Annotated in this window: 25 protein-coding genes; 14 read left to right on the top strand and 11 right to left on the bottom strand. The window is 57.9% G+C overall.

The annotated features are described in order from the left end of the window. The first annotated feature begins 100 nt into the window (after positions 1 to 100). The 9 genes from fdhD to OHJ17_RS25035 all read left to right on the top strand — a co-directional run bounded on the left by fdhD (position 101) and on the right by OHJ17_RS25035 (position 6541). Positions 101 to 937: a formate dehydrogenase accessory sulfurtransferase FdhD gene (gene fdhD / locus OHJ17_RS25075; protein WP_023280690.1), complete on the top strand. Its 837-nt coding sequence runs from the start codon at positions 101 to 103 to the stop codon at positions 935 to 937. Between the two features lie 128 nt (positions 938 to 1065). Further along, entirely contained in the window at positions 1066 to 1278 is a 213-nt protein-coding gene (locus OHJ17_RS25070; protein ID WP_002882830.1) for a YdgH/BhsA/McbA-like domain containing protein, read from the top strand. A gap of 402 nt (positions 1279 to 1680) precedes the next feature. Beyond that, the gene (locus OHJ17_RS25065; RefSeq protein WP_002882831.1) at positions 1681 to 2661 is read left to right on the top strand and encodes a 6-phosphofructokinase; all 981 of its coding nucleotides are present in this window, start codon (positions 1681 to 1683) and stop codon (positions 2659 to 2661) included. Between the two features lie 11 nt (positions 2662 to 2672). Then, on the top strand, positions 2673 to 2987 hold the full coding sequence (locus OHJ17_RS25060; protein WP_004151864.1) for a PTS sugar transporter subunit IIB: 315 nt from the start codon (positions 2673 to 2675) through the stop codon (positions 2985 to 2987). Further along, positions 2980 to 4347, top strand: coding sequence for a PTS sugar transporter subunit IIC (locus OHJ17_RS25055; RefSeq protein WP_004150366.1), 1368 nt, complete (start codon positions 2980 to 2982; stop codon positions 4345 to 4347). Before OHJ17_RS25060 ends, OHJ17_RS25055 begins: the two co-directional genes overlap by 8 nt. Further along, positions 4334 to 5176 carry a class II fructose-bisphosphate aldolase gene (locus tag OHJ17_RS25050; RefSeq protein ID WP_002882856.1) on the top strand — a complete coding sequence of 281 codons (843 nt, stop codon included), beginning with the start codon at positions 4334 to 4336 and terminating at the stop codon, positions 5174 to 5176. The genes OHJ17_RS25055 and OHJ17_RS25050 overlap by 14 nt, the downstream gene beginning before the upstream one ends. Positions 5177 to 5234: 58 nt before the next feature. Continuing rightward, complete coding sequence (locus OHJ17_RS25045; protein WP_002882858.1) at positions 5235 to 5504, top strand: hypothetical protein; 270 nt, start codon at positions 5235 to 5237, stop codon at positions 5502 to 5504. A gap of 9 nt (positions 5505 to 5513) precedes the next feature. After that, positions 5514 to 5951 (top strand): PTS sugar transporter subunit IIA, encoded by a 438-nt coding sequence (locus OHJ17_RS25040; protein WP_002882861.1) that lies wholly within the window; start codon positions 5514 to 5516, stop codon positions 5949 to 5951. Then, the gene (locus tag OHJ17_RS25035; protein ID WP_002882862.1) at positions 5948 to 6541 is read left to right on the top strand and encodes a P-loop nucleotide/nucleoside kinase family protein; all 594 of its coding nucleotides are present in this window, start codon (positions 5948 to 5950) and stop codon (positions 6539 to 6541) included. Before OHJ17_RS25040 ends, OHJ17_RS25035 begins: the two co-directional genes overlap by 4 nt. Here OHJ17_RS25035 and OHJ17_RS25030 read toward each other — a convergent pair. Both OHJ17_RS25030 and OHJ17_RS25025 read right to left on the bottom strand, forming a co-directional pair. Beyond that, a complete protein-coding gene (locus OHJ17_RS25030) occupies positions 6538 to 6861 on the bottom strand; it encodes an AzlD domain-containing protein (RefSeq protein WP_002882863.1) in 324 nt (107 codons plus the stop codon). The two genes, OHJ17_RS25035 and OHJ17_RS25030, sit on opposite strands and share 4 nt — an antisense overlap. Continuing rightward, on the bottom strand, positions 6861 to 7520 hold the full coding sequence (locus OHJ17_RS25025; protein ID WP_004195589.1) for an AzlC family ABC transporter permease: 660 nt from the start codon (positions 7518 to 7520) through the stop codon (positions 6861 to 6863). The genes OHJ17_RS25030 and OHJ17_RS25025 overlap by 1 nt, the downstream gene beginning before the upstream one ends. Positions 7521 to 7619: 99 nt before the next feature. Between OHJ17_RS25025 and OHJ17_RS25020 the strand changes: the two genes are divergently transcribed. The 4 genes from OHJ17_RS25020 (at position 7620) to OHJ17_RS25005 (ending at position 12797) form a co-directional block, all read left to right on the top strand. Further along, on the top strand, positions 7620 to 8168 hold the full coding sequence (locus OHJ17_RS25020; protein WP_002882865.1) for a helix-turn-helix domain-containing protein: 549 nt from the start codon (positions 7620 to 7622) through the stop codon (positions 8166 to 8168). Between the two features lie 87 nt (positions 8169 to 8255). Next, the gene (locus tag OHJ17_RS25015; RefSeq protein WP_004146243.1) at positions 8256 to 9251 is read left to right on the top strand and encodes a substrate-binding domain-containing protein; all 996 of its coding nucleotides are present in this window, start codon (positions 8256 to 8258) and stop codon (positions 9249 to 9251) included. A 115-nt stretch (positions 9252 to 9366) separates the two neighbouring features. Further along, entirely contained in the window at positions 9367 to 11490 is a 2124-nt protein-coding gene (locus OHJ17_RS25010) for an alpha-galactosidase (RefSeq protein ID WP_004178018.1), read from the top strand. A gap of 41 nt (positions 11491 to 11531) precedes the next feature. Further along, positions 11532 to 12797 carry an MFS transporter gene (locus OHJ17_RS25005; protein WP_015959203.1) on the top strand — a complete coding sequence of 422 codons (1266 nt, stop codon included), beginning with the start codon at positions 11532 to 11534 and terminating at the stop codon, positions 12795 to 12797. Positions 12798 to 12834: 37 nt separating this feature from the next. On the opposite strand, the gene rhaM is transcribed toward OHJ17_RS25005, so the two are convergent. The 9 genes from rhaM to rhaB form a co-directional block, all read right to left on the bottom strand. Next, positions 12835 to 13149, bottom strand: coding sequence for an L-rhamnose mutarotase (gene rhaM / locus OHJ17_RS25000; protein WP_004181618.1), 315 nt, complete (start codon positions 13147 to 13149; stop codon positions 12835 to 12837). Further along, a complete protein-coding gene (fucO, locus tag OHJ17_RS24995) occupies positions 13146 to 14294 on the bottom strand; it encodes a lactaldehyde reductase (protein WP_032433726.1) in 1149 nt (382 codons plus the stop codon). Before fucO ends, rhaM begins: the two co-directional genes overlap by 4 nt. A gap of 89 nt (positions 14295 to 14383) precedes the next feature. Further along, positions 14384 to 15388: an ABC transporter permease gene (locus OHJ17_RS24990; protein WP_032433727.1), complete on the bottom strand. Its 1005-nt coding sequence runs from the start codon at positions 15386 to 15388 to the stop codon at positions 14384 to 14386. After that, positions 15385 to 16392 carry an ABC transporter permease gene (locus OHJ17_RS24985; RefSeq protein ID WP_004220853.1) on the bottom strand — a complete coding sequence of 336 codons (1008 nt, stop codon included), beginning with the start codon at positions 16390 to 16392 and terminating at the stop codon, positions 15385 to 15387. Before OHJ17_RS24985 ends, OHJ17_RS24990 begins: the two co-directional genes overlap by 4 nt. Further along, on the bottom strand, positions 16389 to 17900 hold the full coding sequence (locus OHJ17_RS24980; RefSeq protein WP_004150373.1) for a sugar ABC transporter ATP-binding protein: 1512 nt from the start codon (positions 17898 to 17900) through the stop codon (positions 16389 to 16391). Before OHJ17_RS24980 ends, OHJ17_RS24985 begins: the two co-directional genes overlap by 4 nt. Positions 17901 to 18045: 145 nt before the next feature. Beyond that, on the bottom strand, positions 18046 to 19032 hold the full coding sequence (gene rhaS, locus OHJ17_RS24975; protein ID WP_015959207.1) for a rhamnose ABC transporter substrate-binding protein: 987 nt from the start codon (positions 19030 to 19032) through the stop codon (positions 18046 to 18048). Positions 19033 to 19113: 81 nt separating this feature from the next. Next, positions 19114 to 19944 (bottom strand): rhamnulose-1-phosphate aldolase, encoded by an 831-nt coding sequence (rhaD, locus tag OHJ17_RS24970; protein ID WP_002882882.1) that lies wholly within the window; start codon positions 19942 to 19944, stop codon positions 19114 to 19116. Positions 19945 to 20093: 149 nt separating this feature from the next. Then, positions 20094 to 21353: an L-rhamnose isomerase gene (gene rhaA, locus OHJ17_RS24965; RefSeq protein WP_032433728.1), complete on the bottom strand. Its 1260-nt coding sequence runs from the start codon at positions 21351 to 21353 to the stop codon at positions 20094 to 20096. After that, positions 21350 to 22816, bottom strand: a complete 1467-nt coding sequence (rhaB, locus tag OHJ17_RS24960) for a rhamnulokinase (protein ID WP_002882885.1) — start codon at positions 22814 to 22816, stop codon at positions 21350 to 21352. Before rhaB ends, rhaA begins: the two co-directional genes overlap by 4 nt. A gap of 310 nt (positions 22817 to 23126) precedes the next feature. Between rhaB and rhaS (OHJ17_RS24955) the strand changes: the two genes are divergently transcribed. Beyond that, positions 23127 to 23963, top strand: coding sequence for an HTH-type transcriptional activator RhaS (gene rhaS / locus OHJ17_RS24955; RefSeq protein ID WP_004146257.1), 837 nt, complete (start codon positions 23127 to 23129; stop codon positions 23961 to 23963). Positions 23964 to 24022 lie beyond the last annotated feature (59 nt).

Below are 24022 nucleotides of genomic sequence, written 5' to 3'. Positions count from 1 at the left end.
CGCAAAGGTTCAGAATTAGGGCAAATTTCCCTCATTCCTGAAGGGATAAAAACAGAATACCACATTGTGTGTATGCCTGTTCCAATACGGTTAAAGCAAAGTGAACAAGAAGCCTCTCGAACAAATCAAAAATGTGACGAATGTCACAGGATATCGCCAGGTCTCCCTCTGGAAACGCGAGGATCTGCAACACCCTCAGCCAGATGAGTTAGCGGAAGAGGTGCCCGTCGCGCTGGTCTACAACGGTATCTCCCACGTGGTGATGATGGCCTCCCCGAAAGATCTCGAGCAATTCGCCGTCGGCTTCTCCTTATCCGAAGGGATTATCGAGCACCGGCGGGAGATTTTCGGCATGGACGTGGTAGCGGTGTGCAACGGCCTTGAGGTGCAGATTGAGCTCTCCAGCCGGCGTTTTATGGGCCTCAAAGCCCGGCGTCGCGCGCTGGCCGGGCGCACCGGCTGCGGCGTATGCGGCGTCGAGCAGCTCAATGATATTGGTAAGCCGGTCCAGCCGCTGCCGTTCACTCAGTCGTTCGATTTAGCCAATCTCGATCAGGCCCTGGCGCATCTTAACGACTTTCAACCGGTTGGCCGGCTCACCGGCTGTACTCACGCGGCCGCGTGGGTCCGGTTGACGGGCGAACTGGCGGGCGGGTTTGAAGACGTTGGCCGGCATGTCGCCCTGGATAAATTGTTGGGCCGGCGGGCGGAAGTCGGCGAGGGGTGGCAGCATGGCGCCGTGCTGGTCTCCAGCCGCGCCAGCTATGAAATGGTGCAGAAGGCGGCGATGTGCGGCGTCGAGATCCTGTTCGCGGTCTCGGCGGCCACCACCTTAGCAGTGGAAGTTGCCGAGCGCTGCAATCTGACGCTGGTGGGCTTTTGCAAGCCGGGCAGGGCGACAGTTTACACCCATCCGCAGCGTTTAATTGCGGGTTAAATATTGGTCAATAAATTTGAACAATGACAGCAAATCCTTCCGCTTTTTGTTTAGCGATGTGCGGGATACTATTTAACACATCAAGGCACAGCGCCTTATCTAAACAACTAAATGAAAGGGTTTATATCATGAAAAGCATCAAAACTTTTGTCGCAGTAATCGCTATGGCCGCCTCTTTCGCTTCCTTCGCTGCTGAAACCGTGACCGCAACCGCCTCCACAATGGACGGCGCGGAAGCGAAAATCGCCGCACAGGCGCAGGCTGCCGGCGCTTCGTCTTACAAAATCACCGAAGCGTTTACCGGCAACCGCGTGCATATGACTGCCGAACTGAACAAATAAGCGTATAGCAACTGTCGAAAGAGCGCCTCAGGGCGCTTTTTTTGTTTTCGTTTTCCGCTTCCCGTCTCTGCGAAATTTGCCAATATTTTCCTCTGCTACGAAAAAAATGTGGCACTAATCACGTTTCCGTTCTTTTCTTAAATCCTCCTTTTTATGGCAAAGGAAAGGTCAGCACGCCTGAATATCTCGATTTTTTAACGCCATGAAATTTAAAGATATTAAAAACAGAAAGCGATGGAGATCACTCTCTTTAAATGTGATATGTATCACAAAAATAGGCGTTTCGCCGTACCTGTCAACTATTCACTGCGGTAATTTAATACGCATTATGTGATCTTCATTGCAAATAGAAGGCTTGTACTCAGGGAAAAATGTTGTCAGGCAAATGAGCGAGGATGCGTCATGAAAATTGGTATCGTTATTAGCGGCGGGGATGTTTCTGGAATGAATAATTTTATATTCCAGATAGCCAGGCAGGCTAATGCTGATATCACGCTGTTTAATGGCGGTATTCCAGGGCTACTGGAGAAAAGTCATCAGGATATGGCGTGGCGCGATCTGGTTGATTATTCAATTACCGCGGTGCCGATCATTACCTCGGGGCGAACCAGTCGCAAACTGCAGCGCAGTGAATATGAAAGCATTGCTAAAAAACTTAAATCTCTGCGTATTGATGTGCTCATTATGGCCGGGGGGGATGGCAGCCTGCAGTTTCTGAATACCCTTAGTGAATTTGAGATTAATTGCTTTGGTGTGGGAATGACTATCGATAATGATGTGTATGGCAGTGATTATACGATTGGTTTTTCCACGGCCTGTGAGCAAATTATTAAAGAAGTCTCTCGTTTAAGAAATACCGGAAGAGCGCTGCCCGGTCGGGTTTTTATGGTTGAGATATTAGGAGGCTATTGTGGAGAACTAACGTTGCAGTCCGCCATTAAATGTAATGCGGATATTGCCCTGATCCCGGAGGCACAGATGCCGTTGGCCGTGCTCGCGGAACGGATTACCCGGAAGCTGAGTACGCAGAATAGCGTCGTTATCCTCTGCTCAGAAGGCTATACCAAAGAGTACTCTCCCGGCTTTCAGGGGGCGATTGATACCATGATTAAACAGCTGGAACCACAAATAGGTGTCCGTATCCGTAAAACGATCGTCGGCTATGGTTTACGCAGCGGTGATCCAACCTGCGAAGAGATTTATCAGGGCACTATTATGGCCAGTGAAGTGGTTCGCTGTATTCAGTCAGGTATGAAAAATAAAGCCATAATAATTAATTCCAGTAACAAACCTATTCCGATTGATTTAGTCAGTATGAAAAAACGTCTGGTCGATACTGAAGGACATCATTATAAACTTGCCAAGCAACTCAATATTATTTGAGGAGACCCTCCATGCTGAAAATTTTATGCGTATGTGGCTGCGGCCTCGGTTCAAGCTTTGCCATTGAAATGACGGCGAAGGCAGTTTTAAAGAAGCTGGAAATTCCCGCTCATATTGAACACACCACCGTTTCCGAAGCTGGGGCTTTTAAATCAGATATGATTCTGACGCAAAAAACCTTTGCCGACATCTTAACCGCCGATGCCAGTGAAGAAGAAATTAAACGTGTCGTGGTGTTGAATAAACTTACTGATAAAGAGGAGATTGAAACTAAGATCGTCGCATTCTTAAAAGAACGTCATCTGAAGGTGGCTGATTATGAATAGCTTCGTGGCGTTTATCGTTAAGGATTTACTCGGCCAGGCATCCATTCTTATTGCTTTTATTGCCATGCTTGGCCTGATCCTGCAAAAGAAATCGCCAGGCAAAACCGCGGAAGGGACATTTAAAACGCTGCTCGGTTTCTTAATTATGATGGCCGGGATAAACATCATTGTCGCCACGCTGACCTTCCTGAATGATATCTTCACCCAGGGATTTGGCATGAAAGGCTATATTACCGATGTGGCCGCCATCGCCGGGTTAGCGAATCGGGAATTAGGTTCGGAGGTGGCGCTGACGCTGCTGGTGATCTTTGCCGTCAATATTATTATCGCCCGGCTGACGCCGCTGAAATATATTTTTCTGACCGGCCAGGCGCTGCTGTGGATGGCGACGATCGGCGCCGTGATTGGCTATAAGTCCGGGCTCACCGGCGTACCGCTGATTTTAACCGGGGGCATCTTCGGCGGCGTGATGGCGGTGTTAATGCCGGCCCTGGCGCAGCCGGTGGTCAGGCGCATTACCGGGTCTGACGATGTGGCCCTGGGGCACTTCTGTACTATCGGCTATCTGGTGCAGGCTGCGGTCGCTAAAGTTGTCGGAAAAGGCTCTCGCTCCACGGAAGATCTCGAACTGCCTGATAACTTTAAGTTTCTGCAGGATACCTATCTGGCCATGGCGGTGGTGATGGTGCCGATGTATCTCATCCCGGCTATCGCGGCGGGGCCTCAGTACATCGCGCAGTTCTCCGGCGGCATTAATTACCTGATGTATGCCTTCATGCAGTCCATTCAGTTTGTCGCCGGGGTCTTTGTCCTCTATAGCGGCGTGCGTTTATTACTCAATGAGCTGGTGCCGGCTTTTCGCGGTATCGCGATGCGTATTGTCCCGGATGCAAAGCCCGCTCTCGATTGCCCGGTGCTATTTCCCTATGCGCCGAATGCGGTGATTGTTGGATTTCTGGCAACGACTGTCGGCTCGATTATCGGCATGCTGGTTTTCCCGATGTTCGGCCTGGCGATGATTCTCCCCGGGCTGTTAACCAACTTTTTCGCCGGCGGTACGGCAGGGGTATTTGGCAATGCGCTGGGCGGACGTCGCGGGGCGATGATCGGCGGGGTGATTCACGGCCTGTTTATCACATTTCTGCCGGCCATTCTGGTACCCATGCTGGAGAGCTACGGCTTTACGGGCGTCACCTTCAGCGATTCAGACGTCATCAGCTCCGGTCTGGTATTAGGCCACGCCTTCCAGAATAACTGGCTCTTTGTCGCCTTGTTTATTGTGTTTGTCGCCGCACTGGCATGGTTTGTAAACGGTAAATCCGCTAAGCCGAAAGGGGAAAGTGTTCATGAGTCTGTATAATTTTAATGAGATTTTAAAAATCGCTCAGGAAAGAGATTTTAAAGCGATTGGCTCGTTTAACTTGCACTGTATTGAGATGTTACCGGCTTTTTTCAAAGCCGCGCAAAACAGCCGCAGCCCATTAATGATCCAAATATCAACCGGTACCGCAGAGTATCTGGGGTATCGGTTACTGGTCGATGCCGTGCGTTCATTAGCAGACAGTGAAAATATCCCGACCTGCCTGCATCTCGATCACTGCTCCGATATTAAAGCCATCGAGACGGCAATGAATGCGGGCTTTTCTTCGGTGATGTACGACGGGTCTCACTTAAGCCTCGAGGAAAATATCGGTAACACGCGGATTGTGGTGGAAATGGCCCGGCCGCGGAATATTACGGTAGAAGGTGAGCTGGGGGCGATCGGCGGGTCAGAGGATGGAAAAGCGGTGGCTGCCGAAGATATCTGTTTTACTACCGTCGAAGACGCGACGCGTTTTGTGAAGGAGACACAGGTCGATATGCTGGCCGTCTCGGTGGGCACTGTGCATGGCCTGTACACCGGTAAAGCGCAGATACAGCATGCGCGGCTGAAGGCGATAAGCGAAGCGACGGGCGTGCCGCTGGTCCTGCATGGCGGCACAGGTGTCAGCGATGAGGATATGCGGCTGGCCGTCACCGAAGGGATTAATAAAGTGAACGTCGGAACGGAAATGAACGTGCAGTGGGTCGATCGCTGTAAATCAACGTTTGAGAAAGGAAAAGTAAATGACAGCGTACGGAAATTTTTAATTCCCGCCAACCAGGCAGTGACTGCCGTATTAATGGAAAAAATGGCGCTATTTAAATAGCGTTTTTACCGACACATATCTTTTGTTGCCCTGTCTTCCGCCAGGGAGGGAGCTTGCTATGTTTGAATCATTGAAAACGCTGTGGAAAAAAGAGCAAAACCCGCTGCAGGATTATGATCAACAGTCCCGTCAGCTGGCGGAAGAGATCGCCAGACTGGAAGGCGAATTACAGCGCCAGCCCGATAATAGCGACGTGCAAAAAACATTGATGTTGACTTACAACCGGGCATTATCGGTATATGCCAAAAGTAAGAGCCACCGGCAGGATATCGATGCGCTGTTTCTGCAGATTGATAATTTACGCAATATTATTCGCCGCAATATCTAGGAACAGAGAATGACCATAAAAGAACTGCTTATTGAGGCCGATGCCATTCAGGTTGGCGTTGTGGAGTCCGACTGGCAGCGGGTAATAAAGCTGGCTGCCCGCCCGCTGGAGGCAAAAGGCTTTATTTCGACGGAATATAGCCAGGCGGTGATCGACAATACTTTAAATCATGGCGCTTATTACGTTTTTGATGAAGGGATTGCCATCCCCCATGCCCGCCCCGAATGCGGCGTCAGACGCAACTGCTTTAGCCTGGTGGTGCTGGAAAAGCCTATTCCCTTTGCGGACAGTGAAAAAGCGGACATTGTTATTATGTTTGGCGCCCGGGACAGCAATGCGCATATCGAGGAGGGCATCCGTTCCATCGTCGCGCTGCTGGATAATAATGACACCATGGCCAAACTGCGGACGGCCCGCAGCCGGGAGGAGGTTGTCGCATTACTATGAACAGACATCTGACCCCAGGCTGCAAAACGGCCATTTTAATCAACGGCATTCCGGCGTCGGGGAAGAGCACCATTACCCGTTTGCTGGCGGAGACCTTTAGCCTGCCGGTATTGACGATCGACGGCATCAAAGAGCCGTTTATGGCGCGCCTGGCCCCTGTCGACCGGCCGATGAATCGCCAGCTGGGCTGCGCGGCGTATGAGGTGATCTGGTCGATTGTCGGCGCATCGCCTGCCAGCATGGTCTGGTTGATCGACGCCTGGTTCGGCTTTCAGCCGCGGGAGACCTTGCAGAGACTGCTACAGCAGGCGGGCGTGGAGCAGGTGATTGAGGTCTGGAATCATATCTCTCCGGAGCTGGCCGTCGCGCGCTATGCCTCGCGGCTGGCGACGCGGCCGCCGGGCCACCCCGGAGAAGAGTATTTGCCGGAGCTGGCCCAGCTGGCCGGGCGGGCGCAGCCCATGTCGTTAGGACCTGTACTGACGATAGACCAGCGGCACCCGCTGCAAATCGAACCGGTTATTCAGTGGCTTGAAGGCACGATCGCCGGACAGCACAGCGGTTTTACAGATTACGCTTACTCGTCCTAGGGCATACCCGCCAGGCGCAGCAGCGCGGTCACCACGGCGGCGGCGATAATCACGCCGATCAGCGGGACCTTGCGCCAGGCGAGGAACACAGCGAAAGCAACGCCCAGAACGCGCGCCATACCGGCGAAATGTGCGCCCTCATAGAAAGTGGTGGCCAGGGCGACGGAAAAAAGCAGCACCGTCGCCGCATCGGAAAGCAGCGCCTGCGAGCGCTCGGAAAATGCCAGCCGATTGCCGAGCTTCGCGCCGCCGAGACGCATCAGATAGGTTCCCAGCGACAGGATGGCGATACCGGCGATAAACAGCGTCATATTGCCCATTATTTTTTCCTCGACAGTAAACCGAACAGCGAAAGCAGCACTGGCAGCCCGGTGGGCACAAACGGTACGGCGGCAAGCGCCAGCGCGGCGCCGCTGGCGGCGCGGATCAGCGTAGTGCGGTTTTTAAAGGCCGGGATCACCAGCGCCAGCAGGATCGCCGGGAAGACCGCATCAAGCCCGATGGTTTCCGGCGCTGGCAGCAGTTTGCCGACGGCCGCGCCGGTTAGCGTACCGAGGGGCCAGATCAGCGCGACGCCAGCGCCGCACAGCCAGTAGGCCGCTTTGCGCTGCGCGGGGGTGGGCTGCGACAAGCCAAAGACCACGCTCTCGTCGTTCATAATGTGGCATCCGATAAAGCTTAAGGCGCGCCGACCAACCAGTTCGCGTACGGTCACCCCGAACGGGATATGACGCGCATTGACTAACAGGCCGGCGGCGGCGGCGGCCAGCGGACTACCGCCGCTGGCGACAATGCCGATAAACATGAATTCAGAAGCGCCTGCCAGCACGGATACCGAAAGCAAGAGCGGCACCCATAAAGGGAAGCCGTAAGCCACCGCCAGCGACCCATAGGACATGCCCACCACCCCGACGGCAAGGCAGACCAAAACAATCGCTTTTATCGTGTCTCCGCTGAGACTGGAGAGAGTTTGTTTCATATCACTTAGCCATATCGAACGAATTTCCATTATAATGAACACATAATGATCGTTTTTCAAGGCGAACGAATTGTTCGATATAAAAAACAAGGGGCGGGTATGACACAGCCAATCAGCGTTATCGCCAAAAGTCTGGTGCGGGAGCGGGCGCGGACCGGGCTTTCGCTGGCGGAAGTCGCGCGTCGGGCGGGTATCGCAAAATCCACGCTATCGCAACTGGAGTCCGGCAACGGCAACCCGAGTCTGGAAACGCTGTGGTCGCTCTGCGTAGCGCTGGATATTCCATTTGCCAGGCTGCTTGAGCCGCAGGTGAACAAAACGCAGGTGATCCGCCGCGGCGAGGGGACCAAAGTGGTGGCAGAGCAGGCGAACTATCAGGCCATTTTGCTGGCCGCCTGTCCGCCCGGCGCGCGTCGGGACATCTATTTGCTGCTCACCCAGCCCGGCGCCGACCGCATTTCGCATCCGCATCCGCCAGGCTCGGTGGAACATATTATCGTCACCCAGGGGCGGGCGCGGGTAGGGCTGACGTCGGCGCCGGAAGAGCTCGGCGAGGGCGACTATATCTGCTACCCGGCGGATCAGGAGCATGTTTTTCAGGCGCTGGAGCCGGATACGCAGGCCCTGCTGATCGCTGAGCAAAACTGACATCGCGTCGGCGGGGGACGCGCGCTCGCTGGACGTCATAGCCATATTGCGGGAAACTAGCTTTCCTATGCGAAAACAGGGATTTTTATGTCGCTGAAAGCCATTGCCAAACAACTTGGGATCTCCGTCACGACCGTCAGCCGGGCGTTGAACGGCTACGACGATGTGTCGCAGGAGACCCGCGCCCGGGTTGAGGCTGAAGCGCAGCGCCGGGGCTATCGCCCCAACACTTTCGCCCGCCGTCTGAAAATGGGCACCATCGATGCCGTTGGTCTCGTCTTCCCTGTCCGCCCCGCGCCGCTCAACAATAACGTTTTTCTCGAGATGGTCGGGGAGATCAGCCATGAGCTGGCGCGCCATGACATTGATTTGTTGCTGATCGCCGATGATGAGCAGGCGGATAAACATGGCTATATGCGCATGGTGCAGGGCCGTCGCGTCGATGCATTAATCGTGGCCCATACTCTGGATGACGATCCGCGGCTGGCGCAGCTGCAGGCCTCCGGCTTTCCGTTTCTGGCGCTCGGCCGTAGCCGCCTGGCGCAGCCCTACGCCTGGTTTGATTTCGATAACTATGCCGGCACCTGCCGCGCCACCCGCCATCTGATTCAACAGGGCCACCAGCGTATCGCTCTGCTGGGCGAGAACAACAATCAGGCGTTTATTTTGCAACGGCGTAACGGCTACCTCGATGCCCTGCGCGAGGCGGGGTTATCCGATGCATGGCTGCGTAGCGTGCCGGCGACGCGCCGCGGCGGCTATCAGGCCACGCTGGAGCTGCTGCGTCTGCCTGAGCCGCCTACCGCGATTATCACCGACTGCAACACCCATGGCGATGGCGCCGCGATGGCGCTCGCCCACCTGGGGCGTTTAACCGGCGACAATCGCGTCGCCCTGGTGGTGTACGACGGGCTGCCGCAGGACAGCATCATTGAGACCGATGTCGCCGCGGTGATCCAGTCCACGCGCCAGGGCGTGGGACGGCAGATTGCCGATATGGTGCGTCGCTTAATCGCCGGGGAGGATCTCGCCACGCTGCAGGTGCTATGGCAGCCGGAATTTTTCCCGGGTGAAACCGCCTGATCTTACCCCTTTTTAACCCGTAATTCTGAAGCCGATCACGGATCCGAAACGTTTTGGTTGGCATCCGAAACGTTTCGGATCAACAGTAAGACATTCCTTGTAATGGAGATGTCTGATGTCTGATTCGCTGATTCACCTGCAAAGCGCCGGTGCCGATATTGTGATTAAAACCCGCCCTTTCGCCGAAATTGTCTACTGGGGACCGCATTTAAGCCACTTTTCGCCGCAGGATGCCGACAGCCTAACGCGCCCGGTCGCCAACGGTAGACTGGATGTCGATTCGCCAGTGACCTTAATGGCGGAGCTGGGCCATGGTCTGTTTGGCGCGCCGGGCATTGAAGGCCATCGTCAGGGGCTGGATGCCTCTCCGCTGTTCACCACCAGCGAAGTGCGGCACGAGGGCCAGACGCTGACCCTGGTCAGCGAAGATCCGCAGGCCGGCCTGCGCCTGCAGAGCGAGATCGCGTTGGATGCCAGCGGCGTGCTGAGCGTGCGCCATGGCGTGACCAATCTGCGCGCCAGCCCATGGCAGGTGGATCGCCTGGCGGTCACGCTGCCGGTCGCCGAACGCGCTCGCGAGGTGATGGCTTTCCATGGCCGCTGGATCCGCGAGTTTCAGCCTCATCGCCTGACGCTGGAGCACGACAGCTTTGTGCTGGAGAACCGCCGCGGGCGCACCTCTCACGAACATTTCCCGGCTCTGATCACCGGCAGCCGCGCCTTTAGCGAGATGCAGGGTGAAGTCTGGGGCGTGCATCTGGCCTGGAGCGGTAACCATCGCCTGCGGGCGGAGGTGAAAACTGATGGCCGTCGCTATCTGCAGGCCGAGGCGCTCTATCTGCCGGGCGAAATGGCGCTGGCGGAAGGGGAAACCTTGTGGACGCCGTACCTGTATGCCAGCTACTCGGCGAATGGGCTGAACGGCATGAGCCAGCAGTTCCATCGTTATCTGCGCGAACGGATTATTCGTTTCCCGGGCAACAAACCGCGCCCGGTGCATCTCAACACCTGGGAGGGGATCTATTTCGACCACGACCCGGACTACATCATGCGTATGGCCGACGAAGCGGCGGCCCTGGGCGTCGAGCGCTTTATTATCGATGACGGCTGGTTTAAAGGGCGCAACGACGACTGGGCGGCGCTTGGCGACTGGTATCTCGATGAGAAAAAATACCCCTACGGCCTGACGCCGGTTATCGATCACGTGAAGTCTCTGGGTATGGAATTCGGTATCTGGGTGGAGCCGGAAATGATTAACCCGGATTCCGATCTGTACCGGGCGCACCCGGACTGGGTGCTGGCGCTGCCGGGCTATACCCCGCTGACCGGCCGCCATCAGTTTGTCCTGAACCTCAACATTCCCGAAGCGTTTGATTATCTGCTGGAGCGGATGAGCTGGCTGCTGGGCGAGCATGCGGTGGACTACGTGAAGTGGGATATGAACCGCGAGCTGGTGCAGCCTGGGCATCAGGGACGCGCCGCTGCGGACGCGCAAACGCGCCAGTTTTACCGCCTGCTGGATACGCTGGTGGCCCGTTTCCCGCACATTGAATTTGAATCCTGCTCCTCCGGCGGCGGACGGATCGATTATGAAGTCCTCAAACGCAGCCATCGCTTCTGGGCTTCTGACAACAATGACGCCCTTGAGCGCAACACCATCCAGCGCGGCATGAGCTACTTCTTTCCACCCGAGGTAATGGGCGCTCATATTGGCAATCGCCACTGTCATGCCACCTTCCGCCAGCATAGTATCGCCTTTCGCGGCCTGACGGCGCTGTTCGGTCATATGGGCCTTGAGCTGGATCCGGTGAGCGCCGATGAAGAAGAGCGCGCCGGATACCGAAAATATGCAGCCCTGCATAAACAGTGGCGCGACGTGATCCATCACGGCGTGCAGTGGCGAATAGATATGCCGGACGCCACCACCCTTGCCCATGGCGTCGTCAGCCCGGATAAAGCGCAGGCGATCTTCCTCGTTAGCCAGCTGGCGATGCCGGACTACACCCTGATGGCGCCCCTGCGCCTGGCGGGCCTGGAGGCGAGCGCCCGCTATCAGGTGACGCTCCTTGATCATCCGAACATTCAGATCACCGGTGAGGGCGGCCACACCATGCGGAAGCTGCCGGCATGGATGACGACGCCGCAGACGGTGAGCGGTGAGTGGCTGCAGCAGGCGGGGCTGGCGCTACCCATCCTCGACCCGGAAAGCGCCATTCTGATTGGTCTGCAACGCGTGTGATGGTATCGGGCCGCGCTGCGGCCCTTCTTGAGGAAAATATAATGAACCCGACCGTCTGTACCCACAAAAACAACCCCAACTTCTGGATTTTCGGGCTGTTCTTCTTTCTCTACTTCTTCATCATGGCCACCTGCTTTCCGTTTCTGCCGATCTGGCTGTCGGACGTCATCGGCCTGAATAAAACCGAAACCGGCCTCGTTTTCTCCAGCCTGTCGCTGTTCGCCATCTGTTTCCAGCCGATCCTCGGAGTGATCTCTGACAAGCTGGGGCTGAAAAAACACCTGATGTGGATCGTGACCGTTCTGCTGGTGCTGATTGCTCCCTTCTTCCTTTATGTTTTCGCTCCGCTGCTGAAAACCAATATCTGGCTCGGGGCGCTGAGCGGCGGCGCCTATATCGGCTTTGTATTCTCCGCTGGCGCCGGCGCGATGGAGGCCTATATCGAACGGGTAAGCCGCAACAGCGGGTTTGAATACGGCAAGGCGCGCACCTTTGGCTGCCTGGGATGGGCGCTGTGCGCGACTACCGCCGGAATGCTGTTCAGCATTAATCCCGAATGGGTGTTCTGGATGGGGTCGGCCGCCGCGCTGCTGCTGGTGGTACTGGTGGCCATCGCCAAACCGCAGGCCAGTCAGTCCGCGCAGGTGATGGATTCGCTCGGCGCCAATCGCCCGGCGATCGATTTAAAAACGGCGGTGCGCATGTTCCGCCAGCGTAAGATGTGGATGTTTATTCTGTATGTTATCGGCGTGGCCTGCGTGTATGACGTTTTCGATCAGCAATTCGCCACCTTCTTCAAATCGTTCTTCGTGACCCCGGAAGCGGGCACCCGCGCCTTTGGTTTCGCCACCACCGCGGGAGAAATATGTAACGCCATCATTATGTTCAGCTCGCCGTGGATTATTAACCGTATCGGAGCGAAGAATACCCTGCTGATCGCCGGGATGGTGATGGCGGCAAGAATGATTGGCTCTTCCTTCGCCACCACCGCCGCGGAAGTCGTAGCGTTGAAAATGCTCCATGCGCTGGAGGTGCCGTTCCTGCTGGTGGGCGCCTTTAAATACATCACCGGCGTGTTTGACGTCCGGCTGTCGGCGACCATTTATCTGGTGGGCTTCCAGTTCGCCAAGCAGGTGGCGGCGATCTTTCTCTCCGCTTTCGCCGGCAATATGTACGATCGGATCGGCTTTCAGGATACCTATATGATCCTCGGCGGTATTGCCCTGACCGTCACCTTAATCTCCGCGTTTACGTTAGCGGGTAAGACGAAAACCGAGCCGCTGCGCGATAATGCAATGACCGTTTAAACGACCGGCCTCCCGTCTGGAGGGAGGCCAGTTATTTTTACGCCAGATAAAACACTTCTTTGAGCTCCGCGCTCAGCGGGCTGTTGTCCGGGTTGCTGGGCATCACCTCGCGCATGTATTTCCACCAACGCTGGCATACTTCCGTGCTGGCGACCGCTTCCCAGCGGGCTTCCGATTCAATCTCCACCGTCGCGAACAGGAGATGGCGTTCTTTATCGAGATAGATGGCGTAGTGGTGCGCGCCGTGCGCTTTCAGCACAGCTTCCAGCTCTGGCCAGATGGGGTTATGGCGGCGCTGGTACTCCTCGTGCGCGTCGGGGTTCACCTGCATGACGAAGGCTTTACGGATCATAAGGCCTCCAGATAGAGCTCGCGAACCTCATCGCGGCTGGCGGGGCGCGGGTTACACGGCGCGCATGGGTCGGCCAGCGCTTTATCCAGCCAGCCTTCGATATCGGCTTTTCTGACGCCAAGCTGGCTAAAACCCTGGGGGATCCCTACGCGTTTGCTCAGCGTGCGGATGGCATTGATGGCCTCCATGCTGGCAGCTTCATCGCTCATGCCGCGAGTATCGACGCCCATCGCCTGCGCCACGCGGGCAAAGCGCGCCACCGCGTTCGGGCGGTTAAAGTTTTCGATGATCGGCAGCAGGATGGCGTTGCATACCCCGTGCGGCAGATTATGGGTGGCGCCAGGCTGATGGGCCAGGGCATGTACCAGCCCGAGACCGGCGCTGTTGAACGCCATGCCCGCCAGATACTGGCCAAAGGCCATCTGCTCGCGGGCCTGCAGATCGTGCCCATCGTCTACCGCTTTCGGCAGCCACAGGTTAATCAGACGAATGGCCTCGAGGGCGTTGGCGTCGGTCAGGGGATGGGCGCCAACGGAGACAAAGGCCTCGATGGCGTGGGTCAGGGCATCCATGCCGGTGGCGGCGGTAACGGCTGGCGGAATGTCGAGCATCACGCTGGCGTCGTCGACGGCGATATCCGGGATCAGGTTCGGGTCGATAATCACCTCTTTCACCTGCCGCTCGCTATCGATAATTACCGCGTTGCTGGTCATCTCCGCCGCCGTGCCGGCGGTGGTGTTGATGGCCACCAGCGGCACGCCAGCGTTTTTCACTTTGCCGACGCCGGAGTAGGCGGTGGAGGGGCCTGGGTTGGCGGTGAGGATTTTTATCGCTTTGGCGGTATCAATCGGGCTACCGCCGCCGAAGGCGATCAGGTAATCGCAGCGGGCCGCCTGGTAAGCCGCATAGCCTTGCTGCACCAGCGCTTCGGTGGGGTTGGGGAATACCTCGTCAAATAGCTGATAAGCCATCTGCTGTTCATCCAGCGCGGCGAACAGGCTGTCCAGCAGGCCCAGCTTCACCAGCTGACCGTCGGTGACGATCAGCGCCTTGCCCCACTGTTTGCCCGCTACCAGCTTGACCATATCACCGATCGCGCCTGCGCCGTGGAGGCTGATTTTAGGTAGTGCCAACATAAAACTCATGATAATTCTCCTTAATGTTGATTTTGGGAAATCCGTTTCCCCTCACCCCGACCCTCTCCCGCAGGGAGGGGGCCAGGGTGAGGGGGAAATTAACATCGTCTTCGCTGCATCATCCGCCGGGTAATAATCGGCAGGGAGATCACCACGATCAGCATGGCGCCGATAATCACCGACATCACGATGCCGGGGACGTTCAGCAGGCTCAGGCCGAAGGTCACCAGCCCCATCAGAAAGGCGGCGATGATCACCCCGGGCATGCTGCCGGAGCCGCCGAGAATATTGACGCCGCCGAGCACCGCCATGGTGACAACCGCCAGCTCCCAGCCCATCGCCAGGGTGGGGCGGGTACTGCCGAGCCGTGAGGTCAGCAGGACCGCCGCCAGCCCGGCCATCAGCCCAACCAGCGCGAACAGCACCAGGTTATGACGCTTAACGTTAATCCCGGAGAACCAGGCGCCGGTCGGGTTATTGCCGATGGCGTAGGTCCGGCGACCAAAGTTGGTTTTATGCAGCAGGAAGGTGAAGGCGGCCGCGAGGAGGATAAACAGCGCAAACTCAAAAGAGAGCGCCCCCCACACGTACCCCTGGCCGAACCAGGCAAAGCTCTCCGGATAGTGGTTGAGTGCCTGATCGCCCAACAGGATATAGGTGATGCCGCGATACAGGCTCATGGTGCCGATGGTGATCACAATGGACGACAGGTTAAAGCGGGTCACCAGCAAGCCGTTGAACAGGCCGCACAGCAGACCTACGCCCAGGCCGATGACCACCAGCAGCGGAGTGTCTATCCCCGCTGCCGCGCAGAAGCCCATCACCGTTGAGCTGAGAGCCATCGTCGAGGCTACCGACAGATCGATTTCCCGGGCGATAATCAGCATCGCCATCGGCAGGACGACGATCGCCTTCTCGGTAAAGGTAAAGGTGGCGTCCGACAGGTTCCAGATATTGAGGAAGTACGGGGAAGCCACGGCGTTGCCGATAAATACCGCCAGGGTGACCGCCAGTAAAAACCCTTCCCAGCACAGCAGGCGGCGCAGCGGCGACGGCGCGGCCGGGGCGTTTTTCATCTCTTCAGATACCATCATTTTGCTCATGATTTCACCGCCTGTTTCTGTCTGGCTAACGCCGCGTTGCGCAGGATTAACCGCCCGTGACCGCGATTGCCGCGCTCGTTGAGCAGCACCGCCATGACGATCACCGCCCCGGAAATCGCCATTTGCCAGAAGGGCGAGATGCCGATCACCGGCAGGGCGTTATTGATGACCCCGAGGAACAGCGCGCCGCACAGGCAGCCCAGCACCCGTCCGCTTCCGCCCATGGTGCTGATACCGCCGATCACGCAGGCAGCGACCACCTGGAGTTCAAAACCGTTGGCGACGTCGACATAGGCGACGGCGAAGCGCGAGATCCACAGATAGCCGCAGAAGCCGGCCAGCGCGCCGGAGAGACAGAAGCTGACGAACTGCATTTTTCCGGCGTTAATGCCGGTGTAGTATGCCGCCGTCGCGTTGCCGCCCGCGGTGTATAAGGCCCGGCCGGTGCGGCTGTAGCGCAGGAAATAACCCACCAGCAGCAGCGCGGCGATGGCGCACCAGCTCAGTAGCGGCAGCCCCAGGAGGGGGCTGCGCGGCAGACTGAGAAAATCAGCGCTCATCTGATGTGAGTTAACCCAGCCGCCGTCAGTCAGCAGGAAGATAATGCCGCGATAAATGCTCATGGTGCCCAGGGTCACCACAATGGCGGGAATGCCGAGGCGCCAGACCAGCAGGCCGTTAATTACTCCCATCAGCAGGCCCAGCAGAGTCGCCAGCGCCAGCAGCGCCACCACCGGAATACCCGGATAGTGGGCGTTAAGCAGGGCGACGATCATCCCGGTCAGCGCCAGGTTGGCGGCCATCGACAGATCAATGCCTTTGGTGAGCAACACCATCATCTGGCCGAGGGCGAGGATGATAAGGATGGCGGTATCGTTAAACATCTCCACCAGATTGCCCGGTGAAACGAACGACGGCGCCCGGCTGCCGATGGCGCCGATCATCAAAATAATGACCACCGCCAGCAGCGCTTCGCGATGTTTCAGCCATGCGTGTCCCATCATGCCGCCTCCTGGCCGATGCCGCTGGCGGCGCTAACGATGGTTTCCGCTGTCGCTTCCCCGGCCCGGTACTCGGCGACCATCAGCCCTTCGTGCATTACGATAATCCGGTCGGCCATGCCCATCACTTCCGGCAGCTCTGACGACACCATAATCACCGCCAGCCCCTGGCTGACCAGCTCGGACATAAACTGATGCACGGCGGCCTTTGAGCCGATATCGATGCCTTTTGTCGGCTCATCGAGAATGATCACCTCGGGCTGGGTCGCCAGCCATTTGCCAATCACCACTTTCTGCTGGTTGCCGCCGGAGAGGGTCTCCACCGGCTGCCGCCAGCTGAAGGCTTTTACCTGCAGGCGCGAGGCGTACTCGTCGGCCAGCCGCCATTCCCGGGCGTCGTTCAGGACGCCGTTAGGGTTGAGCTTGCTGAGCTGCGGTAAACTGATGTTCTGGGCGATAGGCAGGGCGATGATCGCTCCCTGTTTCTGCCGCTCTTCCGGCACGCAGACGATGCCCGCGCGGATGGCGTCGGCGGGCTGGTGAAAGCGCATGGTTCTGCCGTTCAGGCGGATCTCGCCGGAGGAGGGGCGCGAGACACCGGAGAGCGCCTGCATCAGCTCGGTGCGTCCGGCGCCCACCAGGCCGTAAAAGCCGAGAATTTCTCCCTTGCGCAGGCGGAAGCTGATATGGGCAAACTCGGTAGGATGACAGAGATCGGTCACCTCCAGCACCGTTTCTCCGGGTGTGCAGTCGACTTTCGGGTAGGTTTGGCTGATCGCCCGGCCCACCATCATCGACACCATCCGCTCTTCGGTGATGTCGCTTATCGCCCCGGAGCTGACGTACACCCCATCGCGCAGGATGGTGTAATAATCGGCCAGCTCGAAGATTTCATCGAACTTATGCGAGATAAACAGGATCGCTTTGCCGTCCTGCTTCAGACGCTCAACGATGTGATAAAACTCGAGGATTTCATGCTGGGAAAGCGCGGCGGTCGGCTCATCGAGGATCACCACCTGGGCGTCGAAAGCCAGCGCCCGGGCAATCGCCACCATGTGACGCTGGGCGATGCTGAGGGTTTTCAGCGTGGCTCGCGGGTCGATCTGGACTTCCAGCCGGGTGAGGATCTCGTTGGCTCTGCGGTGCATCGCCGGCCAGTCGAGCGTTTTCAGCAGTCCCTTATACAGATACTGGCCGACGAAAATGTTTTCGCTGACCGAGAGTTCGTCAAACAGCACGGTTTCCTGGTGAATGGCGGTGATCCCTACCTTATGCGCCGACTCCGGCGTTGGCAGATGAATGGGGATCGCTTTATAGAGGATCTCGCCCTCTTCGGGCTGATAAATACCGGTCATCACTTTGACCAGCGTGGATTTCCCCGCGCCGTTTTCGCCGATTAAGGCGGTCACTTTGCCGGGCCAGAGATCAAGCTGCACGTTCTCAAGGGCGCGCACACCGGGAAAAATCTTGGTGATCCCCTTCAGCGACAGCAGTGGCGTTGATGCTGACATGATAGTTCTCCACAAAAATCACCCCTCACCCTAACCCTCCCCCACAGGGGCGAGGGAACGGTCCGGCGTCCGCTGGCCGCATCGCGCAGAGGGCCAGCCGTTCCCCCTCTCCCTCCGGGAGAGGGCCGGGGTGAGGGAACAAGGATTAGAAAATTTTCGAGAACTTATCGATGTTGCTCGCATCGTAGACAAACGGCTTGGCCATCGCGCCATTCCCCTCGGCGTCCAGATTCACTTTGCCCAGCTTGCCCATACTGGCTTCGGTTTTGGTCGCCGTGCCTTTGACTAAATCGTCGGCCAGATAGGTGGCGGCGTAGCCCAGGTCAATCGGGTTCCAGATGGCGAAGCTTTTGCTGGCGCCGGACTTGATCGCGCCGGCCATTTCCGACGGCAGCCCCAGCCCGGTGACATACACTTTGCCGATTTTGCCCTGGTCCTTCACCGCCTGCGCGGCGGCAACAATCCCCACCGACGACGGCGAGACAATGACTTTCAGGTCCGGATATGATTTCAGCAGACCCACCGCTTCGCGGTAGCTTTTATCCGACAGATCGTCACCGTAGGCGACGGTGACCAGCTGCACCGACGGATACTGCGGTAGCACCTTTTTCATCTCCTCAATCCAGATGTTCTGGTTCGTGGAGGTTGGGGTGGCGCTTAACACGGCCACCTCGCCTTTCTCAACGTTCAGCGCCTGCAGCGCATCGGCGGCAAGCTTGACGTTGGTTTCGCCAATTAAGGCGTTATTTGAGGGGTTAAGATGGATCTGACGGCCTGCCGGCGCCACGCCGGAGTCCCATGAGACCACCTTGATGCCGCGCTGCATCGCTTTTTTCAGCACCGGCACCACCGCGTCCGGATCGTTGGCGGAAATGGCGATCGCATCCACCCCCTGGGCGATCAACCCGTTCAGCACGTCGATCTGCGCCTCGGCGGTGGTAGTGGTCGGGCCGGTGTAGATCACTTTGACATCACCTAACTCCTTGGCTGCCTGTTGGGCGCCAACGTTGGCGGCTTCGAAGAAGCCATTTCCCAGCGATTTCGCCACAAGGGCGATTTTAACTTCGGCTAAGGCGGAACCGGACAACGCCAGGGCGGCAACGGTGAGGATCAAGCTTGTCTTTGTTTTCATTGCTTTTACTCCACATGAGTTAGTTTTGTAGGGTTTGCAGGTGATATTTCGCCCCGTCTCGGTGAGCGGGGCGCGATGTTGTTATGGATAAAGATCTAAAGCGGACTGCAGCGGCTGCACGTTGAAGCGTTTGCCAAGGGCGATAAGCTCGTCGCGGGTGATGGTCTGCTTCATCCCGCCCATCGACAAGACTTTCACCAGCACTTCGGCGGACTTCTCGGCGGTATCGATCAGGCCGAAGGTCTCATCCAGCGTGGGGCCGCTGCCGAAGACGCCGTGGAACGGCCACAGCACCAGCGAGTGTTTTTGCATGGTTTCGGCGGTCGCCTGGCCGATTTCATCGGTGCCCGGCACCATCCACGGCAGAATGCCGACGCCATCCGGGAAGACCACCAGACATTCGGTGCTACCTTCCCACAGCTTACGGGTGAAAAGATCGCTGTGGTTCTCCAGAACATAGGTCAGGGCGATCAGGTTGGTGGCATGGCAGTGCATGATCACCCGGTCTTTGCCGCCGGTCAGTTTGATGCGCTCGCTGTGCGACAGGAAGTGTGCCGGCAGCTCGGAGGTCGGGACGGCATCCTCCGTCAGGCCCCACAGGATATGGTATCCCGCGCCGTCGCTGTCGACCTTCACCACGCCGAGGTTAGCGGCCGGGTCGAGCTGGACGTTACGGAAGAATTTGCCGGAGCCGGTGACGATAAACGGCTGGTTGGCCAGGGTTGGCATCGGCTGGCTGAGGGCGATATAGCGCGGTTTGGCGTGGAAATCCGCCGCGTAAGGTTCGATATCCGCTTCATCCAGACGCAGCGTCAGGTTGCCGCCGTTGCGTTCGTCCCAGCCTTTCAGCCAGGCGTCGGAGGTGGCTTTGATCATGCCCTGGACGAACCAGGCGTCGATAATGGTCTGCATAGTCTTGTCTTTCCTGTTGATTCGGTGCGGGGTTGACCCCCTCACCCAAAATATGTGCGTGCCCCCGGATTGCGCCGTAAACGGCTTATCCGGGCTACCGGTTCGTAGCCCGGGTAAGGCGTCAGCCGCGACCCGGGGAAGCCCGTGCATTACCCGCGCTGGCTCAGAACCGCATTCTCATAAGCCCGTACGCTGTCCAGCCACTGGCTGCCCGCCGGCGTGTCGTGACGCTGACAGTACATCTCCCAGATGGCCTGCCACGGCAGCGATTTTTGCTCTTCGAGCAGCGCCAGGCGGGCGGTGTAATCGCCGTCGTTCTCCAGCTGGCGCAGCTGGGCGGTCGGTTCCAGCAGGGCGCGCAGCAGCGCTTTTTTCATATTGCGGGTGCCAATCACCCAGGCCGCGATGCGGTTGATGGAGGCATCGAAGAAGTCGAGGCCGATGTGCACGCGGTCAAACAGGTTATGGCGAATGATTTCGCTGGCGATGGCCTGGGTTTCATCATCCAGCAGCACCACGTGGTCGCTGTCCCAGCGCACCGGGCGGCTGACGTGCAGCAGCAGGTGCGGGATGTAGAGCATGGCGGCGGAGATCTTGTCGGAAATCACTTCCGTCGGATGGAAGTGGCCGGCATCGAGGCACAGCGCCGTCTGACGGCTGGTGGCGTAACCCATATAGAACTCGTTGGAGCCGACGGTGTAGCTTTCGGCGCCGATGCCGAACAGCTTGCTCTCCACGGCGTCGATATGGTGCGCCGGGTCGAGCTTCTCGCTGATCACCTCATCAAGGGCGTTCAGCAGCCGCTGGCGCGGGGCGAAGCGGTCAACGGTTATATCCTTCATGCCGTCCGGCACCCAGATATTCATCACCGACGGCGTGCCCAGCTGTTCGCCAAAATAAGCGGATACGCGGCGGCTGGCTTTGCAGTGGTCGATCCAGAACTGGCGGATCTCATCGTTGGCGTGCGACAGGGTAAAGCCGTCGGCGCTCAGCGGATGCGAGAAGCAGGAGGGGTTGAAATCCAGCCCCAGTTTGTTGGCTTTCGCCCACGTAACCCAGTTTTTAAAGTGCTCCGGCTTAATCTCATTGCGCGCTACCGGCGCGTCGGATTCCAGGTAAATAGCGTGCAGATTGAGACGCTTTGGCCCCGGGATCAGGCTCAGCGCCTGCTCAAGGTCGGCGCGGAGTTCTTCTGCATTGCGCGCTTTGCCCGGGTAGTTGCCGGTCGCCTGGATACCGCCGGTCAGGCTTCCCGCCGGGTTTTCGAAACCGGCGACGTCGTCACCCTGCCAGCAGTGCATGGAGACGGGCAGACGGTCCAGCTGGCGCAGGGCCTCCTCGACATCCACGCCGACGGCGGCGTAGCGCTGCTTAGCAATTTCCCAGGCTTGTTCAAGTTGAGTGGTCATGCGCAAAGCTCCTTGGTCTGTTGTGGCTGAAACTGCGCCACGAAACGGGCAATTTCACTATCAGGATTGGGGGTAAAAGTGGTGAGCGCCGCGTTGCCGCGCACTACCTGACGAAACTCATCGACATTGGCCAGCTCGTCGAGGGTCATTAACTGGATGCCGATATTGCCGAGGGTGGAGGCCTCTATCGGGCCGGCCACGACGGCGATCCCGCAGGCGTCAGCGCACAGCTGGTTGAGCAGCGTGTTCTGACAGCCGCCGCCGACGATATGCAGCTGGCTGAAGGGGTGGCCGCGCAGCGCCGCCAGCTCGTTAAGCACCCGGGCGTAGAGCAGCGCCAGGCTGTCGAAAATGCAGCGCGCCAGTTCGGCATCGCTTTCAGGAACCGGCTGCCCGGCGTCGCGACAGGCGGCCTGGATCTCGGCGCTCATACTGGCCGGGTTGATAAAGCGGTCATCGTTGCAGTCAATTATGAAGCGGCACGCCGGTAGCGCGGCGGTGCGGGCGATCAGCCCCTGCAGGTCGCTGACGTTTTGCTCTTTTAGCACCCGCTGCAGCAGCCACAGGCCCATGATATTTTTCAGCACCCGATAGCGGCCTTCGGCTCCGCCTTCGTTGGTGATATTGGCCTGCAGCGCCGCGTCGCAGGTGTACGGCGTCAGGCTTTCAAACCCCATCAGCGACCAGGTGCCGGAGGAGAGATAGGCGGCATGGCGGTCGGCCAGCGGGGAGGCGATCACCGCGCTGGCGGTGTCGTGACTGGCGACAGCGACTACCGGAATTCGGTTACCCTGCGGGCAGATCCAGTGGCCTATCACATTGCCGGGGTGGGTCGGCTTTCCGAACCACGCCAACGGCGCGCCGGTCCAGTTCAGCAGCGTCTCATCCCAGCTATCGCTGTTAATATTGACCAGCTGGGTGGTGGTGGCGTTGGTATATTCCCAGTTCAGATTGCCGGTCAGGCGGAAGCTGAAATAGTCGGGGATCAGCAGGGCATGGGCAGCCTGACTGACCAGCTCCGGCTGCTGCTCCACCAGAGCGCGCAGCTGATAAAGCGTGTTAAACGGCAAAAACTGAATGCCGCTGCGGCGATAGATTTCCGCCCGGCCCAGCTGCGCTTCAGCGTGACGCAGCAGGCCCTGGGTGCGGTCGTCACGATAGGAAATCGGCAGCCCGACGCGCTGGCCCTGCTTATCCAGCAGGACATAATCTACCCCCCAGGTATCGATGCCGATACTGTCTATCAGAATGCCCTGCTCACACACTTTCTCCAGCCCGCGGCGGATCTCGCCTTCCAGGCTATCTACATCCCAGCAGTCGAAGCCGTCTACTTTCTGCAGACTATTGGTGAAGCGATGAATTTCGCGCAGCGTCAGGGCGCGCGGCCCGGGCTGATAGCTGGCGAGCATCACCCGCCCGCTGGAGGCGCCTAAATCGACAGCGACACAATGACGAATACTCATGAAACGATCCTTCTTAAAATCATTGTCCGCAGTCTAAAAAAGGCCGTTTACTGACACCTTCTCGCTACGGACAGCCAAAACTGGCCGCTGGCAAGAAAGCAAAGGTGACCGTGAGGGACATCACAGTTTGCGGTTTTAGGGGATGGCGAGGGGGATGTGATGGCCTCCGCAGTTCCGCATCTTTCCGGCTGATTCTTGAAAAAGCGGCAGGATTTACGAATTTCGCGGTCAAAAATTGAAGGCCGGATAGCCAACCCTTCATTACTATCAGCCGGTGACTGATAATTTTTCTCATTACGAGGGTGGCATCATGACCATATTGCACAGTACGGATTTCTTTAAGGCCGGGATCTCGACGGTGGCTATTGAACCCCGCCTCCCTCAGTCGGCCTTTCCGGAACATCACCATGATTTCCATGAAATAGTTATCGTGGAGCAGGGATCGGGTATTCACGTCTTCAATGGCCAGCCCTACACCATTGGCGGCGGTTCGGTCTGTTTTATCCGCGATCACGACCGCCATCTTTACGAGCACACGGATAATCTGTGTCTGACCAATGTGCTCTATCGCGCGCCGGATGCGTTTCGCTTTCTCGCCGGGGTCAGTCAACTACTGCCCCAGGAACAGGAAGGAAACTACCCCTCGCACTGGCGGGTGAATCAAACCGTCCTGCAACAGGTGCGGCATATCGTGGCGCAGATCGAGGCCGTGGGGAGCGATACGGATACTCATGCCGTCGCCAGCCGTGAGATCCTGTTTATGCAGCTGCTGGTGCTGTTACGTAAAAGCAGCCTTGCGGAAGAGGCCACCAACAACGATGCGCGGCTGAATCAGCTGTTGGCCTGGCTCGAAGACCATTTTGCGCAGGAGATCTGCTGGGAGGAGGTGGCGGCGCAGTTTTCGCTGTCGCTGCGTACGCTGCACCGCCAGCTGAAGCAGCAGACCGGTCTGACGCCACAGCGCTATCTTAATCGGGTGCGCCTGATGAAAGCCCGCCACCTGCTGCGCCACAGCGATGAAAGCGTGACTGATATCGCTTTTCGCTGCGGCTTCGGCGACAGTAACCACTTTTCGACGCTTTTTCGCCGGGAGTTCGACTGGTCGCCGCGCGATATCCGCCAGGGGCGCGACGCCATTCTTCAGTAACGCGAGAAGAGTCAACGTATTGCAGACTAAAAACGCGAATAATGCGCCGTTATCCGCGT

Origin of the sequence: Klebsiella sp. KP20-425-1 (assembly GCF_025813515.1) — a bacterium.
In the GTDB taxonomy this organism is placed as follows: domain Bacteria; phylum Pseudomonadota; class Gammaproteobacteria; order Enterobacterales; family Enterobacteriaceae; genus Klebsiella; species Klebsiella pneumoniae.
The sequence above is the reverse complement of the archived record's forward strand: the minus strand, read 5'-3'. Positions and strand labels throughout refer to the sequence as shown.

Coding starts and splice junctions, on each gene's coding strand:
- OHJ17_RS25070 (WP_002882830.1), top strand. CDS start 1,066: ATGAAAAGCATCAAAACTTTTGTCGCAGTAATCGCTATGGCCGCCTCT.
- OHJ17_RS25065 (WP_002882831.1), top strand. CDS start 1,681: ATGAAAATTGGTATCGTTATTAGCGGCGGGGATGTTTCTGGAATGAAT.
- OHJ17_RS25060 (WP_004151864.1), top strand. CDS start 2,673: ATGCTGAAAATTTTATGCGTATGTGGCTGCGGCCTCGGTTCAAGCTTT.
- OHJ17_RS25055 (WP_004150366.1), top strand. CDS start 2,980: ATGAATAGCTTCGTGGCGTTTATCGTTAAGGATTTACTCGGCCAGGCA.
- OHJ17_RS25050 (WP_002882856.1), top strand. CDS start 4,334: ATGAGTCTGTATAATTTTAATGAGATTTTAAAAATCGCTCAGGAAAGA.
- OHJ17_RS25045 (WP_002882858.1), top strand. CDS start 5,235: ATGTTTGAATCATTGAAAACGCTGTGGAAAAAAGAGCAAAACCCGCTG.
- OHJ17_RS25040 (WP_002882861.1), top strand. CDS start 5,514: ATGACCATAAAAGAACTGCTTATTGAGGCCGATGCCATTCAGGTTGGC.
- OHJ17_RS25035 (WP_002882862.1), top strand. CDS start 5,948: ATGAACAGACATCTGACCCCAGGCTGCAAAACGGCCATTTTAATCAAC.
- OHJ17_RS25030 (WP_002882863.1), bottom strand. CDS start 6,861: ATGGGCAATATGACGCTGTTTATCGCCGGTATCGCCATCCTGTCGCTG.
- OHJ17_RS25025 (WP_004195589.1), bottom strand. CDS start 7,520: ATGAAACAAACTCTCTCCAGTCTCAGCGGAGACACGATAAAAGCGATT.
- OHJ17_RS25020 (WP_002882865.1), top strand. CDS start 7,620: ATGACACAGCCAATCAGCGTTATCGCCAAAAGTCTGGTGCGGGAGCGG.
- OHJ17_RS25015 (WP_004146243.1), top strand. CDS start 8,256: ATGTCGCTGAAAGCCATTGCCAAACAACTTGGGATCTCCGTCACGACC.
- OHJ17_RS25010 (WP_004178018.1), top strand. CDS start 9,367: ATGTCTGATTCGCTGATTCACCTGCAAAGCGCCGGTGCCGATATTGTG.
- OHJ17_RS25005 (WP_015959203.1), top strand. CDS start 11,532: ATGAACCCGACCGTCTGTACCCACAAAAACAACCCCAACTTCTGGATT.
- rhaM (WP_004181618.1), bottom strand. CDS start 13,149: ATGATCCGTAAAGCCTTCGTCATGCAGGTGAACCCCGACGCGCACGAG.
- fucO (WP_032433726.1), bottom strand. CDS start 14,294: ATGAGTTTTATGTTGGCACTACCTAAAATCAGCCTCCACGGCGCAGGC.
- OHJ17_RS24990 (WP_032433727.1), bottom strand. CDS start 15,388: ATGAGCAAAATGATGGTATCTGAAGAGATGAAAAACGCCCCGGCCGCG.
- OHJ17_RS24985 (WP_004220853.1), bottom strand. CDS start 16,392: ATGATGGGACACGCATGGCTGAAACATCGCGAAGCGCTGCTGGCGGTG.
- OHJ17_RS24980 (WP_004150373.1), bottom strand. CDS start 17,900: ATGTCAGCATCAACGCCACTGCTGTCGCTGAAGGGGATCACCAAGATT.
- rhaS (WP_015959207.1), bottom strand. CDS start 19,032: ATGAAAACAAAGACAAGCTTGATCCTCACCGTTGCCGCCCTGGCGTTG.
- rhaD (WP_002882882.1), bottom strand. CDS start 19,944: ATGCAGACCATTATCGACGCCTGGTTCGTCCAGGGCATGATCAAAGCC.
- rhaA (WP_032433728.1), bottom strand. CDS start 21,353: ATGACCACTCAACTTGAACAAGCCTGGGAAATTGCTAAGCAGCGCTAC.
- rhaB (WP_002882885.1), bottom strand. CDS start 22,816: ATGAGTATTCGTCATTGTGTCGCTGTCGATTTAGGCGCCTCCAGCGGG.
- rhaS (WP_004146257.1), top strand. CDS start 23,127: ATGACCATATTGCACAGTACGGATTTCTTTAAGGCCGGGATCTCGACG.